We start from the raw sequence: 21,482 nt of genomic DNA on the forward strand, positions 1-21,482 counted from the left end.
AAATCTGCGGTTATTTTCTCACGGCGGCGGCCTTCTGCGCCTTAGGTTGCGGGGCCGGAGCGCGTGTCATCTCGGGGGTCACCGGGATCCCCATGCGCTGGTAGAGATCCAGCATCTTCGCCGTGGCACGCTGATGCGCTTCCAGACCGATGCGGGTCTGCTCCAGGATGCTGCGTGGGGGAGTTTCCATGAGATGCATCTCGTTGAACCACTGACGGGCTGTCTTGAAGCGAATTCGCGACTTCCACCGACGGGGGTTGGACATTGTTCCACAAAGCCACTCATCGGCAAGGGGGAGATAGTCCGCAGAAGGTGGTGGTGCAGAGGTGGCGTTTTGGGATAGAGGACAGCCTTTGCGGACGGGGTCAGGCGTGCTGCGACCACCCCACACCTGAGCCTCTCCCGAGGGAGAGGGAACATGTTTTGGAAGCTCGGGATGGAAGAGCGAACGAGGGCTGGATGGTCTTCAGCTAACCGAGACCAAACGACATAGACACGCAGCCCTCCCCCCTACTTCTTCCCCTGCCGCTGGCGCACCACTTCAAACAGAGACACACCCGTGGCGACGGAGACATTCAGGCAGGGTACTCGACCGACCATGGGGATGCGGACGAGGAAATCGCAATGCTCCCCGGTCAGGCGGCGCATGCCGTCGCCTTCAGCACCCATAACGATGGCGGTGGGGCCTTTGAGGTCCAGATCGTAGATGGATTTGGTGGTTTCATCCGCCGTGCCGACGATCCAGATGCCCAGTTTCTTCAGCTTCTCCATGGCGCGTGCCAGGTTGGTCACGCGCACGAGGGGGATGTTTTCGGCACCGCCGCAGGAGACGCGGATCACCGTGTCGGAGATGGGGGCGGACTTGTCCTTGGGCATTACCACGCAGTCGCAGCCCGCCGCATCTGCGGTGCGCAGGCAGGCACCCAGGTTGTGCGGATCCTGGATGCAGTCCAGGATGAGCACGAGCGGGTTTTCTTTGCCATCCAGCAGGAGAGACAGGTCATCTTCATCATACACAGGCACGTGCCCCGTGGTGGGAGACGAGTGGCGGTTCTGACGGGCGACGGGTGCGGGCTTGGGCATCCCGCAGTGATGAAATGCGCTAGCCCCGGCTGCAAGGGTTTTGACGGACAATTCGCGGCCTACTGGGCCACGACGTCGTAAACGAGCAGTTTTTTGGCCTTCGGCTTCAGGATCTCATTCACGGCTTTCACGTGTGCGGGGTGTTTTTCATACACAGCCAGATCCGCCGGGGTGGCAAAGCGCATCACCAGACCCACGTCGAAGCTGTCATCCACCACCGGGCGCTCACTGGCCAGCGGGGTTCCCACGCTGAGGTGCTGGATGCCGGGGATGTCCTTTTGGAAACCTTTGGCCGCCGCAATGATGGCGGCACGATCGGCGGCATCGCCTGGCTTTTTGAGCCACAGCAGGACAACGTGCTCCACCTTGCCCTGGGCGGTGGTCTTATGCCCCATGGGGCAACTGGTGCAGGAGGCGAGCAGGCTGAGGGCGGCAAAGGAGAAGATGGCGATGGCTTTTTGCATAGCGATCTTTAGTCTGCGTGACCATGAAGGAAGCGTCGAGACTGTTTTTCTGCCTGTACCTGTTTTCTGGAGCCCTCATTGCCCAGGAGGCGCAGCCCTTTGACCGGCTCACCTTTCACAACGCGCCGAAACCCCTGGCCGCAGGGGCGAAAACCAGTGACTGGCCGCGCGTGCTGGGCCCCAGCGATGATGCGAGCTCGCCCGAAACCCACCTTTTAAAAACCTGGCCCGCGACCGGCCTGACTCCCGTGTGGGAAGTGACCACCGGCGAGGCCTACACCTCCCCCATTCTCAGCGGGGACTACTGCGTGATTTTTCATGCGCTGGAAAAGCAGGAAACCGTGGAGTGCCTGCACCGGGAAACCGGCCAGCGATTCTGGAGCCAAGCCTACCCCATCGAGTATCAGGACCGCTACGGTTTTGGGAATGGGCCCCGTGGCAGCCCCGTCATTTCCGACGGCGTGGTGGTGACGATGGGTGTGACGTCCCTGCTCCACGCTTACGATTTAAAGACTGGCAAGGTGCTGTGGATGCACGACCTGCGGAAGGAACACAACGTGCCGCAGGATTTCTTTGGCGCGGGGTCCTCGCCGCTGATTTTGAATGGCCTCGTGATTGTCAATGTGGGAGGGAAGGCGGAGGCGTTTGATGGCTTTGAAGACCGCCGGGATCGTGCGGCCAAGCTGGCCACGAAAGGTGTCAGCGTGGCCGCTTTTGACCTAACCACAGGGGCGGTCAAATGGAAGGTGGAGGATGAATGGGGTGCCAGTTATGCCTCGCCCATCCCGGCAAAGCTGCATGGCCAGACGAAGGTGCTCATCTATGCAGGGGGAGAGAGTGATCCCGCCATCGGTGGCCTGCTGTGCATTGATCCCGCCACCGGCACCGTGCACAGCCGCTTCCCTTGGCGGGATGAGGAGTACATCCAAGCCACTGGCAGCAGCCCCGTGGTGGTGCCGGGGAAAAACCGCGCCTTTATCACCACCTGCTACCCGAAGAATCAACCGTTAGGCGGGGTGATGGTGGAGTATGATGCGAAGTTCCAGGCCAAGGAAGTCTGGCAGTCCAAAAAGATCGGCGTGCACTGGATGACGCCCATTTATCATGAAGGCCATCTCTACGCGATTGATGGCGAGCGCGAAAACAACTCCCGCCTCGTCTGCGTGAATGCGGAGAAGGGGGCGGAGGTGTGGGAAAAAAACATTGAGTGGGAAGATGCGGCCTTTGCCGCTGCCCAGGGCCGAAGCAAACCGGTGCGTCTCAGCATCCTGCGCGCCAGCCTTTTGAAGGTGGATGGCCACTTTCTTTGTCTGGGGGAAACCGGCAGCCTGCACACGCTGAAACTTTCCCCGCAGGGGTGTGAGGAAATCTCCCGCACGCAGCTCTTTTACGCATTGAATACCTGGAGCCTGCCCTCCCTGAGCCACGGCCTGCTTTACGTGCACCAGCAGGCAGAATCGCTGGATCGGAAAAACGGCACCCGCATCGTTTGTTATGATCTGCGGGGGGAATAGGAGGCCTCTTTGTTGCCCGGCCGAATAATTGTTCAGTCATGCGCCATTTCACAGCCTCCTGGAAATCAACCTTTTAGATCAAAGTTTGAGATCCTACAAATTGTTCAAAAGAGCACATGCTTGAGCATTCGGCAAAACCTCGCTATGAGTGTTCGTCATGTCGTCCCCCCACGCTGAAAGCCACCTGCCTGCGACCCAGTGGACGCTGATTGCCCGATTGCGGCATGGCGATCCGCAGGACGCCAAGCGGGCGCTTGACGAGCTCATCTCCCAATATCGCTACCCCCTTTATTGCTACCTGCGGCGGCGAGGTTACCAGCACTCGGATGCGGACGACATCCTTCAGGATTTCCTAATGAAACTGCTGCGCAATGAGAGCTTTGCCTCAGCCGATGCCTCCAAAGGCCGCCTGCGCTGCATGCTGCATGTGAGCCTGGAACGTTTTGTGATCAGTTGGGAACGTGCCAACAAGCACCGCCGCACGGAGTTCAGCATCGAGGAAGACCCCGCTCCTGGGGATTCTGACATTGAGCGACGCTACCAGCACGAGAACTTTCAGGACCATGAAACGCCCGACCAGATTTTTGGCCGGAAGTGGACGCTCACCCTGCTGGGTGCCGCCCTGAGCCGCGTGGGTGAGCTGTATAAGGCCCGAGGCCGGGAACAGCTCTTCAAGGTGTTGCGGCCCGTGCTCATGGATGGAGGAAGCCTGCGTGGCGAACAGGGCCCTCTGCTAGCAGAGGCCGCTGGCATGAATTACGGGGCCTTGCGCACGGCCTTAATGCGCATGATGGCGGACTACCAAGAAGCCCTGCACCAGGAAATCTTGCAGACCGTCGAAGACCCCGCCGCCGCTAAAGAAGAATTCGCCCACCTCCGCCAGAGCGTCTCGTAATCTCAAAGTTTGCGGGAATAAGCAATCAAGACGCATTCTCGCACGTTTGAAGAATACATTACCATGAACAAAAAAGCGTTACTTTTCATCGCATTGTCCAGCCTCTCACTCGCCGCTTGTGCCGATGAGAAACCCAAATCCCCTGATCCTATGCCAAAACCTGAAGTCTCCCTCACTGAAGCCGACTGGAAAAAACGCCTGACCGCCGAGCAGTATGCCGTGACCCGCCAAGCTGGCACCGAGCGGCCCTTTGGTGCCATTTATGAAGAGTTCGAAAAGCAGGGCGAAGGCACCTACTACTGCATCTGCTGTGGGGTGGAGCTGTTCACCTCCAAGGAAAAATTTCATTCTGGCTGCGGCTGGCCTTCCTTCTACGATGCCTCCACCGCGAAAAACGTGCTGGAGCGCACGGACAACTCCCATGGCATGGCCCGCGTGGAGACGCTGTGCAAACGCTGTGGAGCCCACCTGGGACATGTGTTTGAAGGCGAACAACTTTCCGCCAACACTCCCACCAAGCGCCGCTTTTGCATCAACGGCGTGGCCCTGAACTATGTGCCCAAGGGCGGTGCGGCACCAAAGCTGCTGGAGCTGACCGACGCAGCCGTGGACAAGAAAAAGGAAGAGGTGGCCAAGGAAGCAGGAGTCGAAGTCAAGAAGCCTTGACCTCAGGCTTGCCAGCAGCGGGGTCTGCCCGCTAAAATGCGGTCATGAACCGCACACTGATCCTCCGTCTGTGCCTCATCGCCGCTGCCCTCCTGCTGGCCAAAGCTGGCTGGGACCGGGTGGAGGATGACATCGGCATGATGCTGATTTACTTCGTGGCGCTGGGGGGCATCGGCGGCGTGCTGGTGGTGCTTTTTGTGCTGCCCCGGTTTGGTGATGCGGTGGGCACCCTGGTGTATTCTTCCGGCGAAAAAATCACGAATAATGGTGGCCTGAAGGCGGCCGCCAAACTCGCTCAAGGCGACTATGAGGGAGCCATCGCTGAACACGAGAAGGCGCTGGCGGCCCAACCTCTACAGACTCATCCGATTGCCGAAATCGCCAAAATCTGCGCGGAAAGACTGGGCGATCCCCAGCGCGCGAGGCAGGTGCTGAAGACCCACTTGCAGAACCCAGCCTGGCCGGAAGATGACGCGGCTTTTCTGCGATTCCGCCTCGTGGACCTGGAGATCCATCACTTCCAGGATCTGGCGACCGCCCGGGCCATGCTGGAGCAAATCATCACGGACTTCCCGAACACCCGTCACAGTGGCAACGCCTATCACAAGATCCATGAACTGGAACAAGCGGAGTATCATCGGGCGGCGGCAAAAAGAGGTGGTGCTGGACATCCGTCCTAGCCAGCGCGAACACTGAGCCTTCGCGCTGCTGGACGATGTTTTCACGCTCCCGTTTTCTTTCCTGGCTGCATCTGCACCCGATGCTGGTGCTGACGGTGGCCGCAGTCGCGGGCATCCTGCTTTCAGAATGGCTGACCTGCCGCCCTGGAGTGGGCCTGGCCGTTGCCACACTTTTGGTTTGGCTTCTTTTTTGGCGCAGACCCACCCTGTGGATGGCGCTTCCTGGGGTGCTGTTCAGCTTTGTCTTTTTGCATGCTCTCAGGCTGCAGGACACCTTTGCCCATCCGGTGCGGGAACACCTGCTGACCCAGCCGGAACACAAGAAGACGGCGGCGGTGCGCGGCCTCCTCTATCCCTGGGTGGATGGTGCGGAGATGGATCCCGATGCTGCCCTCTGCGAAGTCAGCCAACTGCGCTGGGGCCAAGCAGGCGACTGGAAGCCAGTGAAAGCAAAAATCAAGGTGCGCCTGCCTGAAGGGATACGGCTGACCGCCCCTGGCCTTTATGAGATCGAAGGTCCGCTCACACTGCCGGGCGCGCCTGCCAATCCTGGCCAGTTTGATGGCGTGACTTACTCGCTACGCATGGGCTGCATCGCGGTGAGCCAGGCGCGGAAAGTCACCTTGGTGAAGGAGGATCCGCTGGACCTCCGCTATCGTCTGCAGGAGGCGGCTGAGGCTTCCCGCCAATGGATCACGCGGCAGCTCACCCAGGGCCTGGAAAATGCGCAGCCCCATGCCGGGGTGATTCTGGCCATGGCCCTGGGTGCCTCTGATGCCGCCGGGGAGGACATTGAGGATGCCTTTCGCGACAGTGGCACGCTGCATGTCTTTGCCGTCAGCGGACTGCATGTCGCCATGCTGGCACACATCGCCTCCTTTGGCCTGCAGTGGCTGGGCAAACAGCGCATGAGCGTCTTTCTCATCGTGCTGGTGTTTGCCTATGCCTTCATCACCGGTTGGCGGCCTTCCGCTGCACGCGCCGCCTTCATGACGGCCTTTGTCCTCGCGGCCCCTTTGCTGAACCGGAAATCCCAGATCGCCAATACGCTGGGTGCTGCCGCCCTGCTGTTGCTGGTGGTGGATACTCACCAGCTTTTCCTGCCGGGCTTTCAGCTCTCTTTCGTGGTCCTGCTATCCATCGTCCTGGTGGCTGCGGGGCTGATGGAGATGATCAAACCTTGGTGTGATCTGGACCCTTTCCTGCCGCCGGTTTTGGCCACCCGGATGCAGCGCTATGGAGTGCGCGGTCGCACCTTTGCCGCAGCCCTGGTCTGCACCTCCCTGGCTGCCTGGGCAGGGAGCCTACCTTTCATGATCGGCCATTTCCAGACCGTCACCCCCGTGGCGCTCATTTCGAATCTGGTGCTGGTTCCCGCCTCGGAGATCTGCCTCCTGCTTTCCTGCCTGAGTTTGCTGCTCGCCGCGACATCCTGGAGTTGGGCCGTGGTCGCGATGAATCATCTGAATGCCACCCTGGCCAGCGTCATGGTCACTTGGGCCAGTTGGTTTGCCAGTCTGCCTGGGGCCAATCAGACGCTGGATCTGCGCTTTGAGAAAAATCCGCCTGCTGCCGAGTTCCATGTCTTGCAGCTCCCTTACGGAGGGGGTGCCAGCTACCTGCGCAGCGGCGGCCACCACTGGCTGCTGGATACCGGCAATGAAAACAACTGGCGCTATGTCCTGCGCCCCTTTCTCCGTCACCAGGGAGTGGACCGCCTGGACGGCCTGGTGCTGAGCCATGCCGACATTTCCCATGTCGGGGCGGTGCCCTGGGTCATGTCTGCCCAAAAGGTGCCCCAGATCCACACCAGTGTGCTCGAACCCTGGAAACCTGATCCCCCTTTTGCCAGCCTGAAAAAGCTGAGCCTCCAGGTGGCCCCAGATGGTCCTGTTTGGCGGCGGCATGGTCTCCAGGAAACCATCCCGCTGACGTCGGGGGAAGTCATGCCCGTAACAGCGAGGGTTCTGCATCCTGGCACTGACGACCTTCATGAAAAGGCCGATGACCGTGGTCTTGTGCTGCTGCTACAGGTGGGCGGCTTTCGCATTCTTTGCCTGAACGATGCAGGATTCATCACTGAAAAGCGGCTGCTGGAACGGCGCACTGACCTGAAGTGCGACCTCCTGGTACGCCACCAGCACAGCGCGGATGTCTCGGGCCTCACGGAACTGCTGCTGGCCGCCCGTCCCCAGGCCATCATCAGTTCCAACGACTCCTATCGCCCCGAAGAGGCCCTGCCGCAGCGCCTGCGAGACTTTTGCCTCGAGCAGCGGCTGCCTCTTTTTGACCTCGAAGCCGATGGCAGCATCGGCATCGCTTTCCGTGAGTCGGAAGCCACGCTGAAAGCTTTCAAAAATGGCCGCTCCCTGAACCTGCGCCCCCAGGGCCAGGGAGTGGCCCCGCCTTAGCGGCCCTGTAGTTTCGCAAAGGCTTCGCCGCCCTTTTTAGCCCCTTCCACATACAAGCTCATGGCATTGAAGTGACGGACAAACTCCCCCGCATCAATCTCATCCCCTTTCAGCCAGAAGCCCTCGGCCTCCTGGGTCTTCAGCGCCTGCACCGTTTTGTCTGCTGCACCTTTCGCGCGGCTGGCCCAGCTTTTTTCAGTCGTGGGAGCGGCACGTTTTGCCAGCAGCTCCTCACGCGGTTTTTTCAGCGCCTCGTTCAGCCGTTCCAGGTCGCGCTGCACATAGTCCAGCTTGAATCCATAGTGGGTCGGCAGATTGCCGTCATCATACACCAGCTCGTAGGTGTCTTTCACAAAGTAGAGCGGCTTATTGGTCTGCAATTCATAGAACCGCGCATATTTGCCATCGGGCAGCGCAGATTTTTCATACCAGGCAAAGGCGGCCGCCATGGGTTTCAGAAACTTCTCGTCGCCCGTCACCACATAGAGCTCATGCAGTGTCTCCATGGTGCTCAGGCTCTCCCCGCCGGTCACACAAGGCGGCTCGAACTTGCGCGCCCACACGGGCTCCATCTGGTGATTGTACTGCTGCGCCCAGACGGTCTGAGGTTCGGGCATCTGCGCCAGGATGAAAAAGTCCCCAGCCTTCTTGGCGGAGTTCAGATAGCGCTCATCCTGGGTCAGATCATGCGCGCGCAGCAGCAACTGGACGATCTTTTGCATGTTACCGTCATTGAGCGTGTAAAAGCTGACGTAGTTTTCTTTGGGAAAGGTGCGCGGCCAGGTTTTTGGATAAGCTGCCTTCAGCACAGGTGTGGCGGGATCTGCGGGTTTTCCAAACTGCTGAGGCCAGGCCCCGTTGGGGTATTGAGCGCCTAACAAACTGTCCATCCCGAATTTCAGGCAGTCGTGCAGCGCCTTGTCGTCCTTGCTCTCTGGCAGGCTCGCCAGTTCCAGCAGGAAGAGCAGAGCGGACTGGGTCTTGTTGTCATCCAGCGTGCTGTAAAAGTTACGCTTTCCCGGTTCCGTATCTCCGGCCAGCACCTGCTGGCGCAGGTGGTATTTCTTCTCGTAAGCCCCCGAAAAATCATACTCCGAGAGCCAGCCGCCACTGGCGAGCTGGCATTCGATCAGGGCCTTCGCCGCACCCCTGGCCGCCTCGAGGAACTGCACATCCCCCGTCGCCTGATAGGCTTTCAGCAGCGAGAGACCCACCGTCGTGGTCCCGGGCGGTTGCATGGAGATGTACTCGTGACCTTTCTTTCCTTCCACAAAGGCCATGCTGAGATCCTTGGTCCAGGCTGAAGCGTAGCCGCCGTGCACCGCAAGCTTCTCCGTGTAAAACGTCGCCGCTTTTTTCATCGCCGTGGTCACCTCCGCAGGATCCGGGAGCGAATCTGCCGCCAAAGCAGAAAGTGGCAAAAGGAGACAAAGAAGAGATTTCATAAAGGTCGGGTGATGGAGCCAGAACGCCGATCCGGCGGTTCATTCTTCACCGATGTTGCTTTTATCTGGAAGAAACCTCTTACTTGCAGGCGCTTCATTACAAATGCATCCCCATCCCTTTCGCATCGCACTTTCCGGTGGACCCGGTGGCGGTAAGACGACCTCAGCCGACCTCTTTCGCCGCGAGATCGGCGACTCTGTCGTCATCGTGCCTGAGGCCGCCACGATTCTCTTTCAGGGCGGCTTTCCCCGCGCCACCCAGCCCGGCGCGCTGCGCCACATCCAGAGTGCCATCTATCACGTCCAGCGCCATCTGGAGGACGAATACCGGGCCATTTACCCCGGCCGCATCCTCCTCTGTGATCGTGGCACCATCGATGGAGCCGCCTACTGGCCCGGACCGGAGGAAGAGTACTTCGCCGCCCACCAGACCACCCATGAGACCGAGCTCGCCCGCTATGATGCCGTCATCTTCTTTGAGACAGCCGCCGTGGGAGGCTCATCCATTGAAGGCGGCAACCCGGTGCGCAACGAAACGCTGGACCAAGCCATCGCCCTCGACTCGAAACTCCGCGCCCTTTGGTCCCGCCATCCTGCCTTCAGCCTCGTCCCCCATCACCCGTCCTTTTTCCAAAAGATCGGTTTCGGACTGGAGACTTTGCAAAGGATTGTGCAGGGGCTCAGTGAGCAGGAGTCAAACGGCTAGCAGCGTGATTTCTCAGCCCAGGCCTTCGACTTTCCAGCCATCGCGGTAGGCGCGTTTCACCAGCTTGTTGGCGGCTTCGTGGTTGGTGATCTGGCAGGTCTCGCGGTCAAATTCCAGCCACTGGCCTGGGAAACGATCGGTGATTGTGCCCACGAGAACACTTTCTGTTAGGGGGCCGCCGTGGCTGAAATCCGCACAGCTCTTTTTGCCCGTGAGAATGGCGTCCACCCAGTCGTGGTAGTGATCCTGACCTTTGAGCCCTTTCGGGTATTTTTCCGCAGGGAAACTATCCTCGGGCAGCACAAAGGGGCGCTGACCGTAAGGTTTGAAGATGCTGCCCTCCGTGCCCACCCAGAATGTGCCGGACTGGGGGAACTTGGTCAGTACTTTGGGCATCTTCACTTTGGTCATGTCGGGCTCCATCCCGCCATCATTCCAGGTGATGCGCAGGGTGTTTTCCGCCGTGTATTCACTGCCGGGGAAGTCCAGTTCTACGATGCGTTTCTCACCCCACAGGGCACCACTGCTGCCGCCGTGCGTCAGCCGGGCACGGGTGGGCGTGGTGAGTTTCAGTGCATCAAAGGTGGCATCAAAGTGATGGCAGCCCATGTCTCCCATCTCGCCACAGCCGAAGTCGAACCATGCGCGCCAGTTCTGCGGATGGTAGGTATCCTTCAGGTAAGGCACTGGATTGCGCACCCCGCACCAGAGATCCCAGTCCAGCCCTTCAGGCAAGACATCGGCCTGCGGGCGCAGCTCGGTGTTTTTCGGCCACCAGCTCAGCGGTTTGTTTTCCCACATGATTACCTCCTTCACTTTGCCGATGGCCCCGCTCTGGATGATCTGCACCGTCATGCGGGCCTCGATGCTGGAGCGCCCCTGGTTACCGAGCTGGGTGACCACACCTGCTTTTTTGGCCTCTTCGGTGATGACCCGGCACTCATGCAGCGTGGGGGCCATGGGCTTTTGCAGGTAAACGTGCTTTTTGGCGCGTAGGGCGGTCACACAGGGGCCTGCGTGGCTGTGGTCCGGCGTGCCGACAGTCACTGCATCATATTTATCCCCCAGCTTGGCCAGCATTTCGCGCCAGTCTTTGTGCTGGCTGGCATCGGGGAAAAGTTTCGCTGCCTGCGCCAGATGGGCCGCATCCACATCGCAGATGCTGACGATTTTCACTTTTTCATGCGTGGCCACGCTCTGCATGGTCCTGCCACCCATGCGGGCCACGCCGATGCTGGCGACCTGGAGCATGGAATTCGGTGAGGCACTGCGCAAAATGGCAGGAAAACCGAGGGTGGAAGCGGCGGTGGTCTGGAGAAAGCGGCGACGGTTCATGGGCTGCCAACACAAACGTTGTTCCGGTGTTGGTTTATCAGACACAAGATCGGTGCAGCATCAAACAAGGTGCGGAGAGCAATGGAGGAGGCCTTCGGCTTCCTTGGTCGCAGTATGGAAGTCTTTGCTGTCACCATTTTTATGAGCCTCGCTTTTGCGGTGCTCTTTGCCGTCCTGTTTTTTGCTGAACGCACCCAGCGGCAGCGTCGCTCGCTGGAGCAGATGTCCCTGCTGCCCCTGGAATCTGATGCTGCCGACCGCTGATCTGCCATGAATACTCACGCTAAAAAACAGCTCATCACCTTTGATGACCAGATCGTCCGTCAGTTCATGTGGGCATCCATTCTATGGGGCATCGTGGGCATGCTGGTGGGAGTGATCATTGCGTCTCAATTGAATTTCCATCAGCTCAATCTCACCTCCTGGCTGTCCTTTGGTCGTCTGCGCCCGCTGCACACAAATGCGGTGATCTTTGCCTTTGTGGGGAACATGATGTTTGCGGGCATCTACTATTCCACCCAGCGGCTGTGCAAGGCGCGCATGGCTTCCGATGTCCTGTCGAAGATCCACTTTTGGGGCTGGCAGGGCATTATTGTGGCGGCGGCCATCACCCTGCCTTTAGGCTTCACCCGTGGGCAGGAATACGCGGAACTCATCTGGCCTATCAACATCGCTGTGGCCCTCATCTGGGTGGTCTTTGCGGTGAATTTCTTTTGGACGTTGGCCCGGCGCAATGAGCCCTCGCTCTACGTGGCTCTCTGGTTTTACATCGCCACCATCATCACGGTGGCGATGCTCTACATCGTCAATCACCTGTCCATACCCACCAGTTGGACTCATAGTTATACCCTTTTTGCCGGGGTGCAAAATGCGCTGGTGCAGTGGTGGTATGGGCACAATGCCGTAGCCTTCTTCCTCACGACGCCCATCCTCGGCATCATGTACTACTTCCTGCCCAAAGCAGCGGAGCGGCCCGTGTATTCTTATCGCCTGTCCATCGTCCACTTCTGGTCGCTGGTGTTCATCTACATTTGGGCAGGTCCGCATCATTTGTTAAACACAGCGCTGCCCAAGTGGCTGCAGATGCTGGGCATGTTCTTCAGCCTCATGCTCTGGGCCCCAAGCTGGGGCGGCATGTTGAATGGCCTGCTCACACTGCGTGGGGCCTGGGATAAGCTGCGCACCGATCCTGTGGTGAAGTTTTTTATCGCCGCAGTGACCTTTTACGGCATGGCCACCTTTGAGGGGCCGCTGCTTTCCATCCGTGCGGTCAATGCCCTCTCGCATTATTCCGACTGGACCATCGGCCACGTTCATGCCGGAGCCTTGGGCTGGAACGGCCTCATGGCCGCCGGCCTATTCTACTGGCTCACCCCACGTCTTTACGGAACGAAGCTGCACTCCATTGCGATGGCCAATTTCCACTTCTGGATCTCCATTGTCGGCATCCTCCTCTACGTCGCCGCCATGTGGGTCTCCGGCATCATGCAGGGCCTGATGCTGAACTCTACCAACGCAGCAGGCACTGCGCTGACGTACCCGAACTTCATCGAGACCCTTACCGCCATTCGGCCGATGATGGCCTTTCGAACCATCGGCGGTGGTATGTATCTGGTGGGCATGGGGCTCATGCTGTGGAATCTCTGGATGACTGCCCGCAGTGGCAAGCCGGTGAATGAAAGCCGTGAAATCGCCGTCATCGAACGCGGCAGAGTAGATAATATGGGCGCAAAGGAGACCTTCCTCTCCGATCCGGTGACCTATTTCTTTGGCGGTCTGTTCCTGCTCATGGGCTGGATCTTTCTCCCCCGTGGGGCCGATATCACCGCCCTGGTCTGTGCCCTTATCTTCGGGGCCATCGCAGTGCGGAAATTTGCCACCTCGCATCACACCTGGTCGCAGTGGTATGAACGTTTGTTAGAAAACTGGTTGCCCTTCACCGTGCTGACCTTCATTGCGGTGGCTCTCGGTGGCCTCATTCAGATCATCCCCACCGTCATGGTGAACCGGGCCAAGAACATGGAGGACCGCATCCAGCAGGTCTATACTCCGCTGGAACTCACGGGGCGTGACATCTACGTGGCGGAAGGCTGCTACAACTGCCACAGCCAGATGATCCGCACAATGCTGCCGGATGTGCTGCGCTATGGCGACTACAGTCGCCTGGGCGAAAGCATCTACGATCACCCATTCCAGTGGGGGTCCAAACGCACGGGCCCGGACCTGGCCCGCGAAGGTGGCAAGTACCCGCATAGCTGGCACTACAATCACATGATGGAACCCCGCAGCACCTCCGTCGGCTCTAACATGCCTGCTTACCCGCACCTGTTCACGGAAAAGTTCGACCAGAAGACCCTGCCGAAAAAGATCGCCGCGATGGTCCAACTCGGCGTGCCTTACCCGATGATGACGGCGGTGGAGATCAAAGAAAACGCCATCAAACAAGGCATCGAAATCGTCAACACCTTGAAGGCAGACAAGATCAGCGCCTCTCCCGACACGAAGATCGTCGCCCTCATCGCCTACCTTCAGAAGCTGGGCAAATACGACACCCCTGAGGTGGAAGGAAAACTGCCGCCCATCCCTGTGAAGCCCGAGCTCATCCCCGGCCCCATCAATCCGGACAAAGGCCGTTCCACCGCCACCGGAGAATAACCCCCCACAGCCACTGCCATGTACAAATACGTCATCTACGAAAGCTGGCTCGACTGGGTGCCCTACGTCGCCTTTGGCGTTACCGCCCTCGTCTTCATCACCTTTTCCATCCACGCCCTCATCATGCGCAAAGACCGCGCAGAGCACCTTTCCAGCCTGCCGTTGGATAACTAACCGCCTTTCCTCATCATGCCTCCCGACTCCTCTAATCAAGGCCCCATTCTCCGTCCTCATGAATACGATGGCATCCAGGAGTATGACCAAAAACTGCCTAACTGGTGGTTGTTCAGTTGGTACATCACCATGGTGTTTTTTGTCGTCGCCTGGGTGGGTTACTACCAGTTCGGGCTCGGCATGTCCGATGAAAAAAACATCGAGACGGCTATGGCCAAAATCGCCGACTACCAGAAGAAGGAACTGGAGCTGATAGACGATGACAAGCTCTGGGAAATGTCGAAGGATGAGAAGATCGTCGCTGCAGGGGCCGCCACTTACAGCACCACCTGCATCGCCTGCCACGCCGCAGATCTGAGCGCCCACATCGCTGGGGCCAAGCTGCCAGGGTTGCCTCTCAATGACCAGGAATGGAAGCATGGAGGCACCCCCACCCAACTCCTCACCATCGTCCGCAAAGGTGCGCCTGATGTCACCAAAGGCATGCCTCCCTGGGAACCTCAGCTCGGCCTCCAGCGCGTGGTCGAAGTCGTCGCCTTCGTCCTGAGCAAACATCAAAAGGGCGAGCCTGTAACCCTGGCCACCGACTCGCCATTGAAGGTGGCTAATCCGTAAAGAGGCTTGAGTTATAGGGGGAACTTTTGGGAGCGGTTGACTAAATTGAGAGTGGATTTTTGAGGATTATCGGTGATGATGGATTCATCATGAGTGTGGCTACATTAACCGAGACACTGTTTGCCCTACCGATTGCCGAACGGGTGGCCATAGCAGATCGCCTCTATGCGAGTGTGCCCGAAGATTGGCAAAAGACGGTGGATCAAGCATGGTTAGAGGAGGCCGAATGGCGGGCTGCTGAAATGGAGACGGATTCCTCCACCGAGCTCTCTCATGAAGAGTTTCTCGCAGGAATTGACATCCATCGCGCCCGTCAATGAGACTGACCTTCCACACCCGTGTTCAGGGTGAAGTAAACGAGGCTGTGGAATGGTATGAGAAACAAAGCGAAGGTCTAGGAAGCGATTTTTTCACCAAAGTTCTGGAAGGTCTCAATCAGGTCGAGGCACATCCAGAAAGATGTGGTTTTTGGCTCGCGTCTAAAAGTGTTCGTCGGTTAAAATTGAAAAGATTTCCTTACGATCTCCTTTACGAAATCAGGAAAGACCGAATCAAAATCCTCTGCCTTCGTCACGAGAAACGTCATCCCAACTTTGGTGCTCAAAGACGTTAGTTTTGAAGCAGGATTCTAAAACGGTTATGGCACTGAAGACGTGATGGCCGCAGGCCAAAACTGAAGAGTCCTCACAAAATCCGCCCTACCCTCCGCAAGGTGCGAGGAGCAAAGAAGGTGTTTCCACCGAAGGTGTGAGTAGCTCATGAAATCCCCCTCTTTGGAATCGTTGTCGTCCATTCACGAAGATGGATCGCACCGCACGATTCATCCGGCGGATGTGCATGGCCGCTTCACGGCTTGGCGGCGCTGGTCTGCTTTGCTGCTGCTGGTCATTTACATCGCGCTGCCCTGGATTCCCATCAATGGTTACCCGGCTGTGTTTCTGGATGTGCAGGAGCGCCGCTTTCATTTCATGGGGCTCACCCTGGCCACGCAGGATCTGTGGGTGGGCTTTTTCCTCATCACGGGCCTGGCCTTTTCGTTGTTTTACATCACGGCTCTTTTTGGCCGCATCTGGTGCGGGTGGACCTGCCCTTACACTGTATTTCTGGAGCATGTGTATCGCCGGATCGAGCGCTGGGTGGATGGGGATGCTACGGCCCGCCGCAGGTTGGATGAGGCTCCATGGTCTGCGGGTAAGATCACGCGCCGGGTGGTGAAGCATGGCATTTACCTGCTCATCTCCGCCGTCATCGCACACATCTTTTTGAGTTATTTCGTCTCGCTGAAAAAGCTCTATCAAATGATGCAGGGCTCTCCCGCGCAGCACCTCACTGTATTTGCCATCATGGCCTTCCTCACGGGGTCTTTGTACTTCGCCTTCAGTTGGTTTCGCGAGCAGTTCTGCGTCATCCTTTGTCCTTACGGTCGTCTTCAATCCGCGCTCACGGATGATCACAGCGTGGTCATCGGCTATGACAAAAAGCGCGGTGAACCGCGCGGAAAGGCAGGCAGCACGACTGGAGCCTGTGTGGACTGCCGCCGCTGCGTGCAGGTGTGCCCCACGGGCATTGACATCCGCAACGGTCTGCAACTCGACTGCATCGGCTGTGCAGCCTGTGTGGATGCCTGCGATGACATCATGCTGAAGCTCAAGCGTCCGACCGGACTGGTGCGCTACGATTCCCATGTCGGCCTGCAGGGCGGTCAAACGAAGTGGCTGCGTCCTCGCATTCTGCTGTACACGGGCCTTCTTTTTCTGGGCATCGGTGCCTTCGCTGTGTCTGCCCTGCAACTTTCGCCCGTTCGCGCCAGTGCGGTTCGCATGGTGGGTGCGCCTTTCTATGTGGCCGATGGCACGCTGCGAAATCAGTTTCTGGTGCGGGTGATCAACAAGCGCAACAGCCCAGCCTCTTACCAACTCAAACTGGTAGGCTCCCTACCACCGCAGCTCAGCATCACCGGCCTCACCGAAACGCTGACGCTAGGCCCCCTGGGCGAAGAGCAAAAGACCCTCGTGCTGTCCCTGCCCGAAGCCAGTTTCACTCAGCCATTCAAGCTTCAGGTCCAAGTCACCGATACCACCCGTGGAGATACTGTGACGACTCGTGTCATGGAATTCCTCGGCCCCGATTCACACCTCCAATCCGATGCCCCTCTCAATCCGAAAGATTTTATTCAATAAGCCCTGGCTGTTGCCGGTGCTGGCCTTCGTCACCTTTGTGACGGGCTGGCTCGCATTCATCATTTTCGCCATCCAAAACCGCCCGCAGGAAGTGGAGCGTGTCTTGCAACTGGCCCGCTGATCCCCGTTTTCCAAATGCCTGTCATTGATACCAGCGCTGCCGCCTTTTTGGCCGGACTTGTCACCAGTGTCCACTGCGTGGGCATGTGTGGCCCGCTGTCCTGCTCCTGGGCTGTTTCGTCCAAACCAGGCGCGGCAGGCTTCCTGCGAAACACCGCGCTGTATCATGGGGGCCGTCTGTTGTCTTACGGGCTGGTCGGGGCCATTGCAGGTGCGGCAGGTTTCATCCCGCTGAGTTGGTTTCAGCACGGAGCAGGCATCGTCTTGCCCTGGCTCATGGTCATCGCCTTTGCCCTGGTGGGCATGGGTTTGGATCGATACCTGCCCAAGCCCCAAGTCCTCAGCCGTGGCTTGCGCCACATTCAGACAGCCGCTTTCCGAATGAAAAGCGGGTGGCGAGCCAGTTTGTTAGGTCTGGCCACTCCTTTACTCCCCTGCGGGCCTTTGTATGTCATGTTCGCCCTGGCTATGGCCAATGGAAGCTCCTTCAAAGGGGCCGAGTTCGCCATCGCGTTCGGCCTTGGCACCCTGCCGCTCCTCTGGCTGGCACAAACGCAACTTCATTGGTTAGGCGGTCGCCTCCAGCCCGTCACCCTGCGCCGGGTGCAGCGCAGCCTCGCCCTCATCGCCGCCGTGGTCATGGCCTGGCGTCTGCGTGGCACCCTGGACTTCGGCAGTGAGGCGGTGCCGAGTTGCTGCCATGCGATGATGTAGATCACAAACTCCGCAGCATCGTCAGGGCCTCAGCCAGTTGCTTGTGGCCTTGGCGTTCGTTTAAACGCGGGAATTTGCCGTGGATCATCACCATCTGGCCATTGCGGGTGAGCATCAGCTTGCGGTCTTTGATTTCCACATCGGTGATGCCTGCATGGGCGGCGGCGAGGCGCATGGAGGCGCAGGTGATGAGGTTCTGCACGGCATGGGGCAGCTTGTCGCCGAACTGATCTCGCCACTGGCTTTCCAGCTCGTCTAGTTCCTTGCGTGTCATCACCTCGCCCAGTTGGCGATAGGCGGTGATGCGCAGCCTCGTGTCTTCCATGAAGGTGCTGGGCAAAAACGCGGGGGTCGCCCCAGGCGCTGCCTGCACCATGAGGGCCTCCGTCTGCACGAGAAAATCAGCCCGCAGCGCGACCTCGATTGGCCGTGCCACGCGTCGCCCCTGCATCTTGTTCACGGCCTGCTTCAGCATCTGACAGTACATGTCAAAGCCCACAGCCGCGATATGGCCGCTCTGCTCCGTTCCCAGCAGATTGCCCGCGCCGCGAATCTCCAGATCTCGCAGCGCGATTTTGAAACCGCTGCCGAGTCCGGCATACTGCTTGATGGCATTCACACGCTTGCGGGCATCGCCCGCTGTCACGGCATCGCGCGGCAGCAGCAAGTAAGCGTGCGCCTGCTGCCCCCCACGGCCTACACGACCCCGGAGCTGATACAGATCTGCTAGGCCAAAGCGGTCCGCGCGATCAATGATGATGGTGTTCGCATTCGGGATGTCCACGCCGCTCTCGATGATGGTCGTACACACCAGTACATCCGCCCGCCCATCCACAAAGGTGTGCATCACATCCTCCAGCAGTTCTTCATCCATCTGCCCGTGGCCGATGATCACCTTCGCGCGAGGACATAGCTCGCGGATGCGCTGGGCCACTTTTTCGATGGTCATCACCCGGTTGTGCAGAAAGAAGATCTGCCCACCCCGGTCCAGCTCCATGTCCACCGCCTGCTTAATCACCCTTTCGTCATACGGACAGATCAGCGTTTGAACCGCTTGTTTGTTAGGCGGTGGCGTCTCAATGGTGCTCATGTCCCGCATGCCCATGAGGGCCAGGTAAAGGGTGCGTGGGATGGGCGTGGCGCTGAGTGTCAGCACATCCACAAAGCGGAACATCTCCTTGAAACGTTCCTTATGCTTCACCCCGAAACGCTGCTCTTCATCAATCACTACGAGGCCCAGGTCCTTGAACTTCACGTCCTTGGAGATGACCCGGTGCGTCCCCACCACGATGTCCACATTGCCCTCGCGCACGCCTTGGATGATCTTCTTTTCACTCTTCTTCGGCGTCAGTCGGCAAAGCATCTCCACCGTCACGGGGAATTCGCTCATGCGCTCGCGGATGTTCACCCAGTGCTGCCGGGCCAGCACCGTGGTGGGCACCAGAATGGCCACTTGTTTGCCACTCATCACCGCCTTGAAAGCCGCACGGATGGCCACCTCCGTTTTGCCAAAACCCACGTCTGCACAAAGCAGCCGGTCCATGGCTTTGGGGGATTCCATGTCTTGCTTGATGTCCTCCACGCAGCGCAGTTGGTCCGGCGTTTCGCGGTAGAGGAAGGAGTTTTCAAACTCCACCTGCCACTTCGTATCGTGGGGGTAAGCAAAGCCTGTGACCGACTGTCGCTCCGCGCTGATGGTCAGCATCTTCGCAGCGAATTCTTCCACGCTCTTCTCCGCGCTCTTGCGGGTCTTTTGCCAGGAGGCCCCGCCCAGCTTGCTCAAGGCCGGGGCCTTGCCGCCCACGCCCACGTAACGCGTCACCATGTGCGCCTGTGCCACGGGCACGAAGAACTTCGCCTCATCTGCGTAGTGCAGCACCAGCACCTCCTCCCGCCGGCCACCGGGACTGATGCGGGTGGAGACCCCGGCATAGCGGGCGATGCCGTGATCCGAGTGCACCACCAGGTCCCCATCCTTCAGCTCTCGCAGCACATCGCGCGCCTTCCGCAATGTCTCGGGATCATCCAGCTTCGATCCCCGCACCCGCCGCGTATGCTGGTGACGCCCAAAGATCTCCGCCCCGGTCAGCACCGCCAGCTTGGCAGATGGGATAGTAAATCCGCGATACAGCAGGCCTAACAAACTTTCCGGAGGAGTCACCGTCAGCGTACTGGCCAGTTCCGCAAAGCGTTCACGCTCCGCTTCATTGTGGAAAAAGATGAAGGTGCGCCAGCCCATCCCCTGCCACTCCTTCACCTGCATTTGGAACTGCTTTCGCCGCGCCTCATGCAGCACAAAATCGGAAGCATCAAAGATGCCCAGCGGATTTTCATGAATGGCCGTGGCGTAGTCCTCCACCATCTCCCCCGGTGCGGCATCTTCCACGATGCGTACCTGACATGGCCGCGATTCATCATGGCCGATGACGAGCACGAAATCCTGCGGCTGAAAGTAGTCCGCCACTTTGCCTTCATCGGCTTCAGCTTCGCTGATCTGCAAGATGATGCCCGCGCGTTCCATCCGTCGGATGGAGGCTTGGTGATGAATGTCAAAGGCGCGGATGGATTCGATCTCGTCATCGAAAAACTCCAGCCTCAGCGGCTCCTCCGCCTGCCAGGAAAAGAAATCCACAATGCCACCCCGGCGGGCAAACTGGCCACGCTCCATCACTACGGGCACCCGCTCATAGCCTGCGCCAGCCAGGTCCTCGAGGAACTTCTCCACGTCCAGCTTTGCCCCCACTTCCAGAGTGCGGCGCTGGTTTTCGATCTCCTGGGCGGCAGGCACCGTTTCCTCCAGGCTGTCTGCGCAGATCACCAGGGCGCGTGGGCAGTCGGGTCCCAGCTCGCGCCAACGGCTCAGCACCGAGACTCGCTCCGCTAGGCTTTCCGGGTCCGGCAGCACCTCCAAGTCCGAAGTACTGTGCCGGGGAAAATACAGCGCCGGGCACTGCCACACCATCAGCTCCGCATGCACCTGGTCCTGCGTCCGCACATCTGGGCACAGCACCCACAGCTTACGCCCAGGCTGGGCCTGCGCCATGTGCCCCATCACCAGCGCTACGGCAAAGGCCCGGGCCTCAGGGGTGACGTGATCCAGCACCACTTCTTTTTTCCCGCCGAGCCCTTTCAGTTTTTTAGCAAACTCACCCGTGTCTAGAACGGCAGCCACCAGGGCATGCACATCCTTCCTGTCCGACCGTTCAGCACGGGGGATGGGTTTGCGTTTTGCAGGGGCGGATTTGCGGGCCGCCTTTTTGGCCGGGACAGTGTCTGACACGAAGCAGTGGGGAGTAAACGTCCCCCGGCCCAAGGAGGGCGCAGAATCTGGAAACTGGCAACCCGTAGCTGCACACCAGCCCCTCACAGACTCTCTTGCGCAAACAGGTCTGTGGGACACGTTACCTCTCCTGATGAGCGATCCCACCCTGGAAAAACCTGCTGCTGGTGCCACTTCCCTGTGGTCCGAGGTCCGCGCGGTCATGGATCTCGTCCTCGACTTCTCTTTTCAGAAGTTTGTGACACCGCACCTCATCCGCATTCTCTACGCCCTGAGCCTCATCGCCGCCGTTTTCGCCGCCCTTGGCTGGATGTTCAGCGGCTTCCGTGTGGGTCTCTTTTACGGCCTCTTCACACTCGTCACCGGCCCCGTCGCCTTTGTGATCTATGTGCTCACCGCCCGCGTCATCATGGAGGTCATTCTGGCCATCTTCCAGATCGCCGAAAAGGTGCGCAAAGACTGACCTGTGAGTCATGCGGGAGACAGGGGAACGAAGCAGGGTGAAAAGCGTGCCCACAAAAAACTTCCTTCAAGGAAAACCCTCC

The 21,482-nt window shown here is 59.0% G+C and carries 22 protein-coding genes; 16 read left to right on the forward strand and 6 right to left on the reverse strand.

Annotated elements, in window-relative coordinates:
• Positions 1–10 precede the first annotated feature (10 nt).
• From ABEB25_RS05445 to ABEB25_RS05455, 3 genes are all read right to left on the reverse strand, one after another.
• Positions 11–265, reverse strand: coding sequence for a hypothetical protein (locus ABEB25_RS05445; RefSeq protein ID WP_345735369.1), 255 nt, complete (start codon positions 263–265; stop codon positions 11–13).
• A gap of 245 nt (positions 266–510) precedes the next feature.
• Entirely contained in the window at positions 511–1,083 is a 573-nt protein-coding gene (gene rlmB, locus ABEB25_RS05450; RefSeq protein ID WP_345735370.1) for a 23S rRNA (guanosine(2251)-2'-O)-methyltransferase RlmB, read from the reverse strand.
• A 59-nt stretch (positions 1,084–1,142) separates the two neighbouring features.
• Entirely contained in the window at positions 1,143–1,547 is a 405-nt protein-coding gene (locus ABEB25_RS05455; RefSeq protein WP_345735371.1) for a Dabb family protein, read from the reverse strand.
• A 23-nt stretch (positions 1,548–1,570) separates the two neighbouring features.
• On the opposite strand from ABEB25_RS05455, the gene ABEB25_RS05460 reads away from it, so the two are divergent.
• From ABEB25_RS05460 to ABEB25_RS05480, 5 genes are all read left to right on the forward strand, one after another.
• Entirely contained in the window at positions 1,571–3,061 is a 1,491-nt protein-coding gene (locus ABEB25_RS05460; protein ID WP_345735372.1) for an outer membrane protein assembly factor BamB family protein, read from the forward strand.
• A 157-nt stretch (positions 3,062–3,218) separates the two neighbouring features.
• Entirely contained in the window at positions 3,219–3,956 is a 738-nt protein-coding gene (locus ABEB25_RS05465) for an RNA polymerase sigma factor (protein ID WP_345735373.1), read from the forward strand.
• Between the two features lie 63 nt (positions 3,957–4,019).
• The gene (msrB, locus tag ABEB25_RS05470) at positions 4,020–4,622 is read left to right on the forward strand and encodes a peptide-methionine (R)-S-oxide reductase MsrB (protein WP_345735374.1); all 603 of its coding nucleotides are present in this window, start codon (positions 4,020–4,022) and stop codon (positions 4,620–4,622) included.
• A gap of 44 nt (positions 4,623–4,666) precedes the next feature.
• Positions 4,667–5,302, forward strand: coding sequence for a tetratricopeptide repeat protein (locus tag ABEB25_RS05475; RefSeq protein WP_345735375.1), 636 nt, complete (start codon positions 4,667–4,669; stop codon positions 5,300–5,302).
• A 35-nt stretch (positions 5,303–5,337) separates the two neighbouring features.
• Positions 5,338–7,713, forward strand: coding sequence for a ComEC/Rec2 family competence protein (locus ABEB25_RS05480; RefSeq protein ID WP_345735376.1), 2,376 nt, complete (start codon positions 5,338–5,340; stop codon positions 7,711–7,713).
• Here the strand turns inward: ABEB25_RS05480 and ABEB25_RS05485 are convergent.
• Positions 7,710–9,158 carry a pectate lyase gene (locus ABEB25_RS05485; protein ID WP_345735377.1) on the reverse strand — a complete coding sequence of 483 codons (1,449 nt, stop codon included), beginning with the start codon at positions 9,156–9,158 and terminating at the stop codon, positions 7,710–7,712. The genes ABEB25_RS05480 and ABEB25_RS05485 overlap by 4 nt on opposite strands.
• A 103-nt stretch (positions 9,159–9,261) precedes the next feature.
• Between ABEB25_RS05485 and ABEB25_RS05490 the strand changes: the two genes are divergently transcribed.
• The gene (locus ABEB25_RS05490) at positions 9,262–9,864 is read left to right on the forward strand and encodes an ATP/GTP-binding protein (protein ID WP_345735378.1); all 603 of its coding nucleotides are present in this window, start codon (positions 9,262–9,264) and stop codon (positions 9,862–9,864) included.
• 12 nt (positions 9,865–9,876) lie between these two features.
• Here the strand turns inward: ABEB25_RS05490 and ABEB25_RS05495 are convergent, their stop codons facing one another.
• Positions 9,877–11,199 (reverse strand): Gfo/Idh/MocA family protein, encoded by a 1,323-nt coding sequence (locus tag ABEB25_RS05495; RefSeq protein ID WP_345735379.1) that lies wholly within the window; start codon positions 11,197–11,199, stop codon positions 9,877–9,879.
• Positions 11,200–11,313: 114 nt separating this feature from the next.
• Between ABEB25_RS05495 and ABEB25_RS05500 the strand changes: the two genes are divergently transcribed.
• From ABEB25_RS05500 to ABEB25_RS05535, 9 genes are all read left to right on the forward strand, one after another.
• Positions 11,314–11,463: a hypothetical protein gene (locus ABEB25_RS05500; RefSeq protein WP_345735380.1), complete on the forward strand. Its 150-nt coding sequence runs from the start codon at positions 11,314–11,316 to the stop codon at positions 11,461–11,463.
• Positions 11,464–11,469: 6 nt separating this feature from the next.
• Positions 11,470–13,854, forward strand: a complete 2,385-nt coding sequence (gene ccoN / locus ABEB25_RS05505; RefSeq protein WP_345735381.1) for a cytochrome-c oxidase, cbb3-type subunit I — start codon at positions 11,470–11,472, stop codon at positions 13,852–13,854.
• Between the two features lie 18 nt (positions 13,855–13,872).
• Positions 13,873–14,028, forward strand: coding sequence for a hypothetical protein (locus ABEB25_RS05510; RefSeq protein ID WP_184204719.1), 156 nt, complete (start codon positions 13,873–13,875; stop codon positions 14,026–14,028).
• A 15-nt stretch (positions 14,029–14,043) separates the two neighbouring features.
• Positions 14,044–14,643 (forward strand): cbb3-type cytochrome c oxidase N-terminal domain-containing protein, encoded by a 600-nt coding sequence (locus tag ABEB25_RS05515; RefSeq protein WP_345735382.1) that lies wholly within the window; start codon positions 14,044–14,046, stop codon positions 14,641–14,643.
• Positions 14,644–14,738: 95 nt separating this feature from the next.
• Complete coding sequence (locus ABEB25_RS05520) at positions 14,739–14,963, forward strand: addiction module protein (RefSeq protein WP_345735383.1); 225 nt, start codon at positions 14,739–14,741, stop codon at positions 14,961–14,963.
• Complete coding sequence (locus tag ABEB25_RS24455; RefSeq protein ID WP_425571975.1) at positions 14,960–15,256, forward strand: type II toxin-antitoxin system RelE/ParE family toxin; 297 nt, start codon at positions 14,960–14,962, stop codon at positions 15,254–15,256. The genes ABEB25_RS05520 and ABEB25_RS24455 overlap by 4 nt, the downstream gene beginning before the upstream one ends.
• 145 nt (positions 15,257–15,401) lie before the next feature.
• Entirely contained in the window at positions 15,402–16,823 is a 1,422-nt protein-coding gene (gene ccoG / locus ABEB25_RS05525; protein ID WP_345735384.1) for a cytochrome c oxidase accessory protein CcoG, read from the forward strand.
• Positions 16,789–16,944 carry a hypothetical protein gene (locus tag ABEB25_RS05530; protein ID WP_345735385.1) on the forward strand — a complete coding sequence of 52 codons (156 nt, stop codon included), beginning with the start codon at positions 16,789–16,791 and terminating at the stop codon, positions 16,942–16,944. Before ccoG ends, ABEB25_RS05530 begins: the two co-directional genes overlap by 35 nt.
• Positions 16,945–16,958: 14 nt before the next feature.
• The gene (locus ABEB25_RS05535; RefSeq protein WP_345735386.1) at positions 16,959–17,657 is read left to right on the forward strand and encodes a sulfite exporter TauE/SafE family protein; all 699 of its coding nucleotides are present in this window, start codon (positions 16,959–16,961) and stop codon (positions 17,655–17,657) included.
• A 1-nt stretch (position 17,658) separates the two neighbouring features.
• Here ABEB25_RS05535 and mfd read toward each other — a convergent pair whose 3' ends face one another.
• Positions 17,659–20,937 carry a transcription-repair coupling factor gene (gene mfd, locus ABEB25_RS05540; protein WP_345735387.1) on the reverse strand — a complete coding sequence of 1,093 codons (3,279 nt, stop codon included), beginning with the start codon at positions 20,935–20,937 and terminating at the stop codon, positions 17,659–17,661.
• A gap of 133 nt (positions 20,938–21,070) precedes the next feature.
• Between mfd and ABEB25_RS05545 the strand changes: the two genes are divergently transcribed.
• Positions 21,071–21,400, forward strand: a complete 330-nt coding sequence (locus ABEB25_RS05545) for a DUF4282 domain-containing protein (RefSeq protein ID WP_345735388.1) — start codon at positions 21,071–21,073, stop codon at positions 21,398–21,400.
• Positions 21,401–21,482: the final 82 nt, after the last annotated feature.

Source organism: Prosthecobacter algae (assembly GCF_039542385.1).
GTDB lineage: Bacteria > Verrucomicrobiota > Verrucomicrobiia > Verrucomicrobiales > Verrucomicrobiaceae > Prosthecobacter > Prosthecobacter algae.

Coding starts and splice junctions, on each gene's coding strand:
- ABEB25_RS05445 (WP_345735369.1), bottom strand. CDS start 265: ATGTCCAACCCCCGTCGGTGGAAGTCGCGAATTCGCTTCAAGACAGCC.
- rlmB (WP_345735370.1), bottom strand. CDS start 1,083: ATGCCCAAGCCCGCACCCGTCGCCCGTCAGAACCGCCACTCGTCTCCC.
- ABEB25_RS05455 (WP_345735371.1), bottom strand. CDS start 1,547: ATGCAAAAAGCCATCGCCATCTTCTCCTTTGCCGCCCTCAGCCTGCTC.
- ABEB25_RS05460 (WP_345735372.1), top strand. CDS start 1,571: ATGAAGGAAGCGTCGAGACTGTTTTTCTGCCTGTACCTGTTTTCTGGA.
- ABEB25_RS05465 (WP_345735373.1), top strand. CDS start 3,219: ATGTCGTCCCCCCACGCTGAAAGCCACCTGCCTGCGACCCAGTGGACG.
- msrB (WP_345735374.1), top strand. CDS start 4,020: ATGAACAAAAAAGCGTTACTTTTCATCGCATTGTCCAGCCTCTCACTC.
- ABEB25_RS05475 (WP_345735375.1), top strand. CDS start 4,667: ATGAACCGCACACTGATCCTCCGTCTGTGCCTCATCGCCGCTGCCCTC.
- ABEB25_RS05480 (WP_345735376.1), top strand. CDS start 5,338: ATGTTTTCACGCTCCCGTTTTCTTTCCTGGCTGCATCTGCACCCGATG.
- ABEB25_RS05485 (WP_345735377.1), bottom strand. CDS start 9,158: ATGAAATCTCTTCTTTGTCTCCTTTTGCCACTTTCTGCTTTGGCGGCA.
- ABEB25_RS05490 (WP_345735378.1), top strand. CDS start 9,262: ATGCATCCCCATCCCTTTCGCATCGCACTTTCCGGTGGACCCGGTGGC.
- ABEB25_RS05495 (WP_345735379.1), bottom strand. CDS start 11,199: ATGAACCGTCGCCGCTTTCTCCAGACCACCGCCGCTTCCACCCTCGGT.
- ABEB25_RS05500 (WP_345735380.1), top strand. CDS start 11,314: ATGGAAGTCTTTGCTGTCACCATTTTTATGAGCCTCGCTTTTGCGGTG.
- ccoN (WP_345735381.1), top strand. CDS start 11,470: ATGAATACTCACGCTAAAAAACAGCTCATCACCTTTGATGACCAGATC.
- ABEB25_RS05510 (WP_184204719.1), top strand. CDS start 13,873: ATGTACAAATACGTCATCTACGAAAGCTGGCTCGACTGGGTGCCCTAC.
- ABEB25_RS05515 (WP_345735382.1), top strand. CDS start 14,044: ATGCCTCCCGACTCCTCTAATCAAGGCCCCATTCTCCGTCCTCATGAA.
- ABEB25_RS24455 (WP_425571975.1), top strand. CDS start 14,960: ATGAGACTGACCTTCCACACCCGTGTTCAGGGTGAAGTAAACGAGGCT.
- ccoG (WP_345735384.1), top strand. CDS start 15,402: ATGAAATCCCCCTCTTTGGAATCGTTGTCGTCCATTCACGAAGATGGA.
- ABEB25_RS05530 (WP_345735385.1), top strand. CDS start 16,789: ATGCCCCTCTCAATCCGAAAGATTTTATTCAATAAGCCCTGGCTGTTG.
- ABEB25_RS05535 (WP_345735386.1), top strand. CDS start 16,959: ATGCCTGTCATTGATACCAGCGCTGCCGCCTTTTTGGCCGGACTTGTC.
- ABEB25_RS05545 (WP_345735388.1), top strand. CDS start 21,071: ATGAGCGATCCCACCCTGGAAAAACCTGCTGCTGGTGCCACTTCCCTG.